The organism is Mahella sp. (assembly GCF_020054945.1).
Classification (GTDB): domain Bacteria; phylum Bacillota; class Clostridia; order Mahellales; family Mahellaceae; genus Mahella.
Window position 1 is genome coordinate 1 of sequence record NZ_JAIHAU010000051.1, and the last position, 10,845, is coordinate 10,845.

Sequence of the window (10,845 nt, forward strand, 5' to 3'; positions counted from 1 at the left end):
GGGCAAAAATTGATCCAGCTCTTATTTGAGAAAAAATTTATTTTCGGTGTCCCTCTAAGCCCGATTTATTGCTCATCTTAAATTCATGCTTCACCCCTGTGCCGGTACTGTAACCGTGCTGTAATAGCGGTAATGCTACTGCCAAACCTTCCGGTATATTTTGAAGGCCAATGGCTATAGCGAGGCTTATGCCATTGGCTATATCCCCATCGCCAAAACCGACCCCTACTGCCATGCCTTCCGGAAAATTATGTACGGTTATGGCTATGACGAACAGCCATACCCTTCTCAAGGCAGCGCCATTTTCATTTTCCGCATCATTCATTGAATTGGATAGTAAATTGGTATCCGGAAATAAACAATCTACCACATCGAGGAAAATTCCTCCTACCAGTATGCCTATGAGCGTTATACCGGCTCCTTTTATACCGCCACCGCCTTTTTCTATGGCCGGTATGATCAAGCTGAATGCGGTAGCGGCCAGCATGATTCCTGCTGCCATACCGAGCAAAGCATCCATGAGCTTTCTTGATATATTGCGCGTGAAAAAGATAGGGATGGCTCCCGCGCTCGTGGCCAATCCGGCTGCTAAACTTGCTATAATGCCAATGCATATTATCTGTGTATGAGAAAGCATCGTATTCATCTACCTCCATTCCTGCTCTAAACATTTTATGCAGGGGTACGGGATTTTGTTAAGTATGAACGTCCGACCAGCCGGCACTGAGCATGGACGCGAATTGCCGGCGTTAGCTTGCTCAAGCGAAACGAATCGTAAGTACGCCAGCAATATTTCATGAGCGGATGTAGGCTTTATATCATTGCATGCGCTGGATTTGTTATATTACGAATCGAAGATTGCCGATTAAAAAAGTTGGCAAGTGAATTATAATAGTAGTATAATTCATGGTGAGGTGCAGAGAATGTGAGATTTATAACCAAGTGTGCGAAGGAGACTTTTGCCTTGGGCAAACGTATTGGACAGCTTTTGCATGAAGGTGATATAATAGCGCTAGACGGTGATCTTGGTAGCGGTAAGACTCAAATAGTTAAAGGTATAGCGAGAGGGCTGGATATAACCGATGAGATAACCAGTCCGACATATACTATAATGAGCCAATACAGTGGTCGTTTGCCGCTCTATCATTTTGATGTATATAGGCTGGAAGATCCGGAACAACTGTACGACATAGGGTACGAAGAATATTTCTTCGATAAAGGCGTTGCGGTTATAGAGTGGGCTGAGAGAATACGAGAATTGCTTCCGGCTCGATATATGCATATATGGATATTATATGGTACGGACGAGAGTCAAAGGATTATAGATGCGGAAGCTATAGGGCCGCGTTATGTAGAGATTCTGGAAGGGTTGAATGAGTATTGAATATTCTGGCTTTGGATACAGCTACCGATGTGGCGTCAGCAGCTGTATTACGCGATGATATGGTATTACATGAAGAATCTTTTAATTATAATAAACGTCATTCACAGATAGTGGTGCCTATGATAAAGCATGTTCTTGAATGGGTAGATATGGCAATAGCGGATATAGACCTTTGGGCGGTGGATATAGGGCCGGGCTCTTTTACCGGTTTGCGTATAGGGTGCGCTACTATAAAAGCATTGGCTCATGTGACCGATAAACCCATAGCAGCCGTAACTTCTTTGGATATATTGGCCGAAGGGGCTGCTTTGCCAGACCATCCCATTTATCCGTTGATAGATGCGCAACAGCAAAATGTTTATACAGCGCGCTATATTTGGTCAAATGGTCATATGCATAGGCAGTCGGATTATATGATAATGCATCTTTATCAACTTAAAAAATCGCTTATGAATGAAGTGCCTGTGGTATTTACTGGTCCCGCGGTCAGCGTATATCGCGATGATTTACAACGTGATTTTCAGGGCGATGCTATACTGATGCCGGATTATCGTTGCGTGCCTATGGCATCTATAGCGGGCATATTGGGAAACCATATCGCACAGGTCGGAGATTTAAAAAATTATATTACTTTATTGCCGTTTTATATGAGAAAATCGCAGGCGGAGATTAGAGCGGGGGTATAATAACAGATGGAACAAAAAAACGAATCCATAGTACAGGTTACAGAGATGCGTTTAAGTGATTTGGATGATGTGGAGGAGATAGAGCGGCTCTGTTTTCCTACGCCATGGTCCAAAGAAGCCTTTCGTACCGAAATTATGCGAAACTTTTGTGCGCGTTATGCGGTGGCTCGTTTAAATGGAAGGGTAGTGGGATATATAGGTATGTGGCTCGTAATAGATGAGGCGCATATAACCAATGTAGCCGTTCATCCCGATTACAGACATAGGGGGATCGGGGAGAAGCTGATGAGATATATGATGAAGATGGCGGTAGATATAGGCATAAGCCGTATGACATTGGAAGTACGCAAATCCAATATAGTAGCTCAGAATCTCTATAAAAAGCTGGGATTTGAAGAGAGCGGCATACGCAAGGGGTATTATCTTAATAATAATGAAGATGCTATAATAATGTGGAACTTTCATTTAACATAGAGGGGAAACTGTAAACCATGCGCATATTAGCAATAGAGACATCATGCGATGATACGTCGGCGGCTGTGGTACAAGACGGCCGCCGAGTGCTGTCAAATGTAATATCGTCGCAGATCGACTTTCATCAGAAGTTCGGCGGTGTGGTGCCCGAGATCGCATCGCGCAAACATTTGGAAGCAGTTGAACTGGTTATACAGGAAGCGTTGGACAGAGCGGAGATGACGTTCGGCAATGTAGATGGTATTGGCGTTACATATGGTCCCGGCCTCATAGGCGCATTATTGGTGGGGCTTTCATCTGCTAAAGCCATAGCCTTGGCTATAAACAAACCTCTTATAGGTGTTCACCATATAGAAGGGCATATAAGCGCCAATTATATAGCAGATCAGTCCCTTATCCCACCTTTTTTATGTCTTGTAGTATCGGGTGGACATACGTATATAGTTGAGGTCGAGGATTATTGCAAGTACAGTATAATAGGCAAAACGCATGATGATGCAGCCGGAGAGGCTTTCGATAAGATAGCGCGCACGCTCGGTCTGGGTTACCCGGGAGGCCCGGCTATAGAGAAGAGAGCGGCTCTCGGACGAGCCATCATAGAATTTCCAAAAGCCGTAATCCGCGATCATCCATACGACTTTAGTTTTAGCGGATTAAAGACCGCGGTTTTGAATTATATAAATACAGCTCGGCAAAAAGGACAGGATATCCCTGTAGAAGATATAGCGGCCAGTTTCCAAAAGGCTGTGGTCGATGTGCTGGTGGATAAGGCGATAAACGCCGCGTTGGAACACAATATCGGCACCATAGCCATAGCCGGTGGCGTAGCGGCCAACGTCGCACTTAAAGAGACCATGGACGAGGCCTGTCGGCAAAACGGGCTGAGATTTATTCATCCACAGCCCATTTTATGCACTGACAACGCCGCCATGATAGGCAGCGCGGCGTTCTTCAGGTGGCAGCGCGGTTATATATCCGACCTGTTTTTAAATGCCGAGTCCGATATACCACTGCAATAGAAACGCCGAGAACCATGGTTAGCCGAATTTTCCATGTCTATAGATCCTTACCTTGCCATAAAGGCCTTGTTGTTGCAAGAATAATGGTCATGATAAATGGTATGCCGAATACCCAAGCCAATTGACTGGATGATATGGCTGTCGTATCAAAGACGTTTTCGAGCAGCGGCGCATAGACCACCAGCATTGCGGTGACTATAGCGCAGACAGCCCAGCCATTTAATATGGGATTAGTAAATGGGCGACTATATGGAGGCGTGTAAATGTATCGGAATACAAAAGCCAGCAGTACATGCCCCCACATCCAAGCCATGAACGAGGATGAGCGAATCATGTCCATTTCTGATACTGACCATCCGGTAGCGCCCCATACAGCTAATAATATGGATACGGAGAGCATTAATCCTCCGGTTAGTATGGAACGGTTCATGGCCGAGTTCAAAAACGGTTTATTGGCCGGACGAGGCGGACGACCCATTAGACCATCTTCGGCCGGCTCGATTACGAAAGCCGTAGAAGCCGCCAGATCCATGAATAGTTCCATAAGTATTATCATGATAGGCGAAAAAGGCGATGTCAAACCCAAGACGGCCGGTATCAGCATGGTTACCACCAGAGCTACTTTTATAGCCAAATAATATCGGACGGCTTTTTGCAGATTTGCGAATAGGCCGCGGCCTTCGTGCACGGCCTTGGCTAAAGTTTCAAATCGGTCGTCAGTGAGGACTATACCGGCATTTTCACGCGCTGCATCGGTGCCGCTTTTACCCATAGCCACGCCGACATCGGCGGCGGCAATGGCCGGCGCGTCGTTTATGCCGTCGCCTATCATGGCCACTACCTCGTTCTGAGCCTGTAAAGCGCGTACCAGGCGCAACTTATGCTCCGGCTTAATACGAGCGAAGATGGCGGTTTGAAGCAATTTATCCGCCAGTTCTTCATCGCTCCATCGTTCCATTTGCTCGCCGGTCGCTATAGATTTGGTTGGTAGGCCTATCTGTTCGGCTATTGAACGGGCCACGTTCGGATGATCGCCTGTGGCCATTATCACCTTCACGCCGGCAGAACGAACAGCTGATACGGCATCGGCAGCTTCTTTACGCAATGGATCGGCGAAAACCAGCAATCCGAGGAAAATATCATCCTCAGCCAACCCCAATATACGGTATCCATCATCGGCCAGATGATCGATATGTTGCAATATCTCCGTACGCATGGCGTCGGTTATATCCCATTCGGCTTTGTCGCCGCTATTTGTAAATAGGGCGTATTTGCAAGAATTTAAGATAATCTCGGGTATGCCCTTTATTATGCGATGATTCTCGCCCCACGCGATACCGGACCAGCCCCTTTCAGAGGAAAAAGGTATCAGAGTTTTGGATTGTTCCGGCGCAGGATCTTTCAAAGCAGATGAGGGCAGGCTTTCGGCTAAAGCTGCTTCAAGTGGATCGCTCCATGCCGATGCCCCTTTTTCGTCCGGATACAGAAGGCTTAAGCGTGCTGCGCTGCTCACACGCTGGTTGGCAGGCGTCTGATCTAAATCGGAGGGCATTATTACTTGCCATTGACCAGGTATTACCGCTCCTATAAATTGCTGATGATTTTGCGTAAGCGTGCCGGTTTTATCTGTAACGATGGCGGTAATGTGACCAAGGGTCTCAGCGCTGTTTAACTTTCTTACCAATGCGTTGGAGCGCGCCAGGCGCAAGGAACCCAGTCCCAGCACCATGACCACCAGTATGGGCAGTTCCTCCGGTATAGTGGCGAAGGCAAGGCTTAGCCCTGTCAGAACGGCATCAGACCATTTTTGACCGCTTATGAAGATCAAAAGGACGGGTATCAATATTGCTGATAAAAGGGCGGCTATGGCCAATACCTTGCTCAATTGTTTCATCATCTGTTGCAGAGGCGTACGTGGGGGTTTAGCCGCACGGGTTATGCCAACTATGCGCCCGATTTCGGTCGATATGCCGGTAGCGGTGACTATGGCCAACCCTTCGCCTCTTACCACAAGTGTGCCGCGAAAAATCTGATATTCGTAATCAACCTGCATTGATTTGTCGTCGATTGCACTTTTCTTTTCTACAGGGAAAGACTCGCCGGTCAGAGCTGATTCATCCACGGCCATGTCATAGGCGCTTACCAGATACCCGTCGGCCGGTATACGGCTTCCTGCGCGTAATACCATACAATCGCCCGACACGACATCTTCCACCGGTACGGTCTTTATTTCGCCATCGCGCATTACCAGTGTCGAAGGTTCGGTCAAGGTTTGCAGGGCGGCCACCGACGCTTTGGCACGGTATTCGGTCCAAACCTCAACCAAGACAATGGCTGTGACGATGAGCAATACAGCTATGGCTTCCACTGATTCTCCTAGCATGAAGTAGCCTAATGTTACTGCCAACAGAAGCAATATCATCGGCTCTCGTACTTCTTCCCAGAAAATCTCGGCAAAACGAACCTGCCGCCTTAATTCTATGCGGTTAGGCCCTTGCTGCTGCAGGCGTTGGCGGGCCTGGTCTTCGCTTAAACCGTATGTCTGGTGTTTTATATCCCGCATTTTGAATATGCTCCTTTCCTTTAAATTCTAGCATGCGATTACTCAGATGTAAAGCATATTTATGGTTACCATTGCCTATGCGCAGCGGTATCTGAACAGTTGCGGTATAAGCGTAACTGTTTGGGAGAAACGCCTGTTTTTTCTTTACACGGAGGTAATAGTGTAATAAAATAATTCTAGGATACATTGAGAGAAGGATTATTTAGTGAAACAAATACTTATTATAGAAGACGAAAAGCCTATACGCGAGTTTGTAAAAATCGGATTCGAACGCAGCGGCTATAGTATAATGGAGGCTGCCACAGGCGAGGATGGTATAAAAAAAGCGAGAGAACAAGCACCGGATATGGTGATATTGGACATAATACTCCCCGGTATAGACGGGTTTGAGGTTTGTAGGGCGTTAAGACAGGAGTTTCCGAGGATGGGGATCATAATGCTTACGGCGCGCAACCTTGAAATGGATAGGATCATGGGGCTGGAATACGGTGCGGATGACTATGTTGTCAAGCCCTTTAATCCTTTGGAATTGGTATTACGGGCCGAGGCAATATTGAAAAGGCTGCAGGCAGATAGCCAAACATCGGATAGGGAAACGTTGGCGAGCGGGCCGTTCAAGATTGCGACTTATGCCCAAAAGGTATATAAACAGGGCATGGAAATAGAACTGACGCCTAAGGAATACCTGTTGTTGGAGACATTGATCAGCCATCCCAATGTGGTTATGAGCAAGGACAAGCTCCTCGATGTCGTATGGGGATGTCAATAACCCACCGCCTATTAGAGGCGGGGGCTTGAAAGAGCCCTGATTGACCAGCCTAAGTGCCGCGAGCACTACGTTGGCAGGAGAGTTAAAGAACGTACGTTAGGATGCTTCTCCAGTCCTAACCACTGCAACCGCATGGTTAAAAGCCCGATGGGTAAGGGCGGTGCCATGCGGGCGTACTGACTACCAACATTGGCGAGGAGAGACAATAACAATTGCGTTACCAGTCCCGTAAGGGGCTCCGAAAGGAGAAAAAAGCAAGATGGTATTCGTACTGGACAAACATAAGAAACCACTGATGCCATGTACAGAAAAAAGAGCCAGACTTCTTTTAGAAAGAGGCCGAGCGGTGGTACATAAGATGCAGCCGTTCACCATACGGCTAAAGGACAGGACAGTAGAAGAAAGCCAGCTGCAGCCGTTAAGGCTCAAGCTCGATCCAGGCAGCAAAACGACCGGTGTAGCGGTTACTGAAGAAAGCGATCCGGACTGCGGCAAGATAGTATATTTAGCGCAAATACATCACAAACCAGGCATAAAGAAATCACTAAAAGAAAGACAGGCACAGCGCCGGAGCAGACGCAACCGAAAGACGCGATACCGCAAGGCAAGGTATAACAACCGCCATCCAAACAAATGCGCCTGCTGCGGCAGCAACGCAAAACACGACAGCCGGTACTGCAGCAAATGCCATCAGCGCCGCGACAACGGGTACAGAGACCGATGGCTGCCGCCATCACTGAACGCCCGCGTTGACCAGACCATGAGCATAGTCAACAAACTGTGCAAAAGCATGCCGATAGCTGCCATATCAACAGAACACATCAAATTTGATACGCAGCTTATGCAGAACCCGAACATTGAAGGAGTGGAATATCAGCACGGCCAACTGGCAGGCTACGAAATCAAAGAATACCTGTTGGAGAAATGGGGCAGGCAATGCGTATACTGCGGCAAAGAAAACGTACCGCTGGAAGTAGAGCACATAATCCCAAAATCCAGAGGAGGGAGCGACAGGATAAGCAACCTGACGCTGGCCTGCCACAAATGCAACCAGAAGAAAGGCGACATGACAGCAGAAGAATTCGGTTTCCCCGAAGTGCAGAAACAAGCCAAACAACCGCTCAAAGACGCCGCCATGATGAACGCCACGCGCTGGGAGCTATACGACAGGCTGAAAGAGACAAGGCTGCCGGTTGAGTGCGGAAGCGGAGCGAGAACGAAGATGCAGCGTCTAAGACATGGTTTACCGAAAGAGCATTATTACGATGCCTGCTGCGTAGGTGTCAGCATGCCGCCTAACCTCAAATTTAAGACAGTATATGTGTTGGAATTCCATGCCAAAGGCAGAGGTACAAGACAGAGGACACTTGCAGACAAAAACGGATTCCCAAGAGGCTATCTATCCAGGGAGAAAACATTCTTTGGATTCCAAAACGGCGACTATATCAGAGCCGATGTACCGAAAGGGAAATACCAGGGCAAATACACGGGATATGCGGCCATAAGGAGGACGGGATACTTTGATATACGCAGTGCCGCAGGGAAGCCATTAGCACAGGGCATACCTTATAAGTATTGTCATGTTATACAAAGATACGATGGATACAAATACGAAAGGATGCAAAGGATGCCTTCTTGCGTTCTGCACAGGCCCATCTGTCATCGTTAGGGCAACGAGCGCCTGACGGCATATCATCGATTATAAGCGATGATAATTTCACGCTGAAGAGAAGGAACGGGCATTGGATTATAAAAGGCAGGCTTAATACGGGCGGCGGACAGGAAGACTTCACCGTAGGCGTTATGCCAGGCGATAAACTTGTAAATTATGATGATTTATGCTTGTCATGGAATGATATAAAAGAGAAGGTACCATCGGCGCTGGATGCCTATACATCGCCTAATAAGGATGTTTTAATAGCCTTAGGGAATAATTTTCTATCTATATATACTATAAGGGATGGTGTTATATCGTCAAAGCCGGCCAGAAAAATCACCATAAAAGAAGGGGAAACAGTAGTTATGGCCGAGTGGGCCATGGGCAGTTATGTACCCAAATGGGAGGAAAGTTTTCCCAAAACTAACCCATTAGTAATAGGCGAGTAAACCTGGATTACTTGAGCAGTTCGGGAACCGTTACCAGCTTGTAGCCGCCTTTTTGGAGCATTTCTATAACTTTGGGCAGTACCTTTACCGTATTGGATATGGCCTTACTTTGGCCGCTGCTGTGCATGAGCACTATAGCACCGGGACGCAGCTCGTCTTCTATGTTCTTTTTTATAGCAGATGGCGATATACCCGACCAATCTTCCGTATCTACCGACCAGTATATATTGTAGTAACCCAGCGCAGCTATATCTTTTACGACATCATCGTTAAATGCTCCGAAGGGCATGCGAAACATAGCGCTATGACTACCTAACTGCCGATCGATGAGGAGCTCGGTCTTATGTATTTCGTCATATCGTTCTTCTGGCGTCAGTTTAGTAAAATCCTTATGATCACAGCTATGGTTTCCTATAATATGCCCTTCATCGGATATGCGCTTTAATATCTCGGGATATTTTTCGGCATTTCTTCCTATTACGAAAAAGGTTGCTTTGACGTTGTATTTTTTCAATATATCCAATATTTGGGGAGTGAAACGCCCATCAGGTCCGTCATCGAAGGTCAGAGATACTTCCTTTACATGCCTGCTGCCAAAACCTATGACAACAGGCTTAACAGGAGTGATATCGCCTGTATTACCGGCTGACGATGGTATCTCCGGTTTCAGTTCCGATACCGGTGTCGGCGTAGATTCTGGCTGTGATGTTGGATCAGGTCTAGGTTTTGGCTGAACTGGTGGCGCTGGATCGGATATGGAAGGCGTATTATTTATCGTTGCCTGCGGGGATGCGAGAGCCTCGTCCGGCATCGGTATCTGGGGTGTTCCGTATTCTGTGCTGTCTGTATGTTTAGGCATCATAATCGTGATAATTATAACGCTTAAAACAATAATTACCCTTAGAGCCTTCCATATCTTTATCATCGTTTGTAACCTCACATCGTTTTACTATAGTGCTATTATATAATATATTTCGGTTACAAACGTTTCATAATAGTTACAAAATCATTATATTTTAGGCAATATTATTATTCCTCGACAGTTTCTTGCCATGTGCTTCCGAGGAGGGAGATGTGATATCCCCGATTTTGATTGCTATATATATGATAGTCTATATCGGGGAAAATATTGTCCAGGTATTCTATCTCCGATAACCACTGTTGGTCGATTTTACCCCCCGTAATATCCTCATACAGCTTATTAAAACGCTGCACGTGAGCTCTTGTGCGGTTAGCGGCATAATCGGTCATAGTACCGGTCTTCATGATGAATGCCCAATCGCTGCTTTGTGCCAAAAGAAGCTCCCTAACGGCCTGATTCAAGGCACGCCGCTCTAAATCGGTCGGAGAGGCATATCGATTGGCCATTTCTGTCATGCGTTCGACGGCCTTATGTAAATGCCGGTATATCCAATCGTTGCTCTCATTCAGCCATACCTCGTTATATCCCTGATACCCCCAGCTTGATGGGCAAGGCTGTGCTACTTGTATGGAGGGATACATATTAAGGTATTCCCATGGCGTTATCATCTTAAAATTGATTTGGCTGGCATAGACCTGTCGCATAAGATGATCCAGCCATTTGGGGCCTTCATACCACCAATGCCCGAATAACTCGGCATCATAAGGGCATACCACTATAGGCGGTTTATCCATATTGCCGCTATAGTAACTTATCTGCTGCTGGCGGTTGAATATGAAATTACCGGCATGAATAGCGGCTTTTTCAGCAGCGCGCTCAGGTATATAAGGCATTTTGTCATCGGTCTTACCTGTTATTCGATAATATTTCAAACCAGTCTGTACCCTCTGTCCGTCTGACATTATATAAGGCTTTATATAAT

At 46.7% G+C, this 10,845-nt stretch carries 11 protein-coding genes; 7 read left to right on the forward strand and 4 right to left on the reverse strand.

Translation table 11 applies throughout. The features are described 5' to 3' along the window. Nucleotides 1-37 precede the first annotated feature (37 nt). Nucleotides 38-637, reverse strand: coding sequence for a ZIP family metal transporter (locus JG770_RS09280; RefSeq protein ID WP_291958149.1), 600 nt, complete (start codon nt 635-637; stop codon nt 38-40). Nucleotides 638-925: 288 nt separating this feature from the next. Here JG770_RS09280 and tsaE point away from each other — a divergent pair, with 288 nt between their 5' ends. The 4 genes from tsaE to tsaD are packed head-to-tail and all read left to right on the forward strand — an operon-like array spanning nt 926 to nt 3,563. Continuing rightward, nucleotides 926-1,384: a tRNA (adenosine(37)-N6)-threonylcarbamoyltransferase complex ATPase subunit type 1 TsaE gene (tsaE, locus tag JG770_RS09285; protein ID WP_291958153.1), complete on the forward strand. Its 459-nt coding sequence runs from the start codon at nt 926-928 to the stop codon at nt 1,382-1,384. Continuing rightward, nucleotides 1,381-2,070, forward strand: a complete 690-nt coding sequence (gene tsaB / locus JG770_RS09290; protein ID WP_291958156.1) for a tRNA (adenosine(37)-N6)-threonylcarbamoyltransferase complex dimerization subunit type 1 TsaB — start codon at nt 1,381-1,383, stop codon at nt 2,068-2,070. Before tsaE ends, tsaB begins: the two co-directional genes overlap by 4 nt. Nucleotides 2,071-2,076: 6 nt before the next feature. Then, the gene (gene rimI / locus JG770_RS09295; RefSeq protein ID WP_291958159.1) at nt 2,077-2,544 is read left to right on the forward strand and encodes a ribosomal protein S18-alanine N-acetyltransferase; all 468 of its coding nucleotides are present in this window, start codon (nt 2,077-2,079) and stop codon (nt 2,542-2,544) included. Between the two features lie 17 nt (nt 2,545-2,561). Then, a complete protein-coding gene (tsaD, locus tag JG770_RS09300) occupies nt 2,562-3,563 on the forward strand; it encodes a tRNA (adenosine(37)-N6)-threonylcarbamoyltransferase complex transferase subunit TsaD (protein WP_291958162.1) in 1,002 nt (333 codons plus the stop codon). A gap of 37 nt (nt 3,564-3,600) precedes the next feature. Here tsaD and JG770_RS09305 read toward each other — a convergent pair whose 3' ends face one another. Next, nucleotides 3,601-6,126, reverse strand: coding sequence for a cation-transporting P-type ATPase (locus JG770_RS09305; RefSeq protein ID WP_291958164.1), 2,526 nt, complete (start codon nt 6,124-6,126; stop codon nt 3,601-3,603). Between the two features lie 205 nt (nt 6,127-6,331). Here JG770_RS09305 and JG770_RS09310 point away from each other — a divergent pair, with 205 nt between their 5' ends. From JG770_RS09310 to JG770_RS09320, 3 genes are all read left to right on the forward strand, one after another. Next, nucleotides 6,332-6,895: a response regulator transcription factor gene (locus tag JG770_RS09310; RefSeq protein ID WP_291958166.1), complete on the forward strand. Its 564-nt coding sequence runs from the start codon at nt 6,332-6,334 to the stop codon at nt 6,893-6,895. 259 nt (nt 6,896-7,154) lie between these two features. Beyond that, on the forward strand, nt 7,155-8,564 hold the full coding sequence (iscB, locus tag JG770_RS09315) for an RNA-guided endonuclease IscB (RefSeq protein WP_291958168.1): 1,410 nt from the start codon (nt 7,155-7,157) through the stop codon (nt 8,562-8,564). Then, nucleotides 8,531-9,001 carry a hypothetical protein gene (locus JG770_RS09320; protein WP_291958170.1) on the forward strand — a complete coding sequence of 157 codons (471 nt, stop codon included), beginning with the start codon at nt 8,531-8,533 and terminating at the stop codon, nt 8,999-9,001. The genes iscB and JG770_RS09320 overlap by 34 nt, the downstream gene beginning before the upstream one ends. A gap of 7 nt (nt 9,002-9,008) precedes the next feature. On the opposite strand, the gene JG770_RS09325 is transcribed toward JG770_RS09320, so the two are convergent. Together JG770_RS09325 and JG770_RS09330 are read right to left on the reverse strand one after the other, a co-directional pair. Further along, nucleotides 9,009-9,926 carry a polysaccharide deacetylase family protein gene (locus JG770_RS09325; protein ID WP_291958173.1) on the reverse strand — a complete coding sequence of 306 codons (918 nt, stop codon included), beginning with the start codon at nt 9,924-9,926 and terminating at the stop codon, nt 9,009-9,011. A gap of 104 nt (nt 9,927-10,030) precedes the next feature. Next, nucleotides 10,031-10,845, reverse strand: an 815-nt coding sequence (locus JG770_RS09330) for a 1,4-alpha-glucan branching protein domain-containing protein (protein WP_291958175.1), incomplete at its 5' end; no start/stop codon positions are given.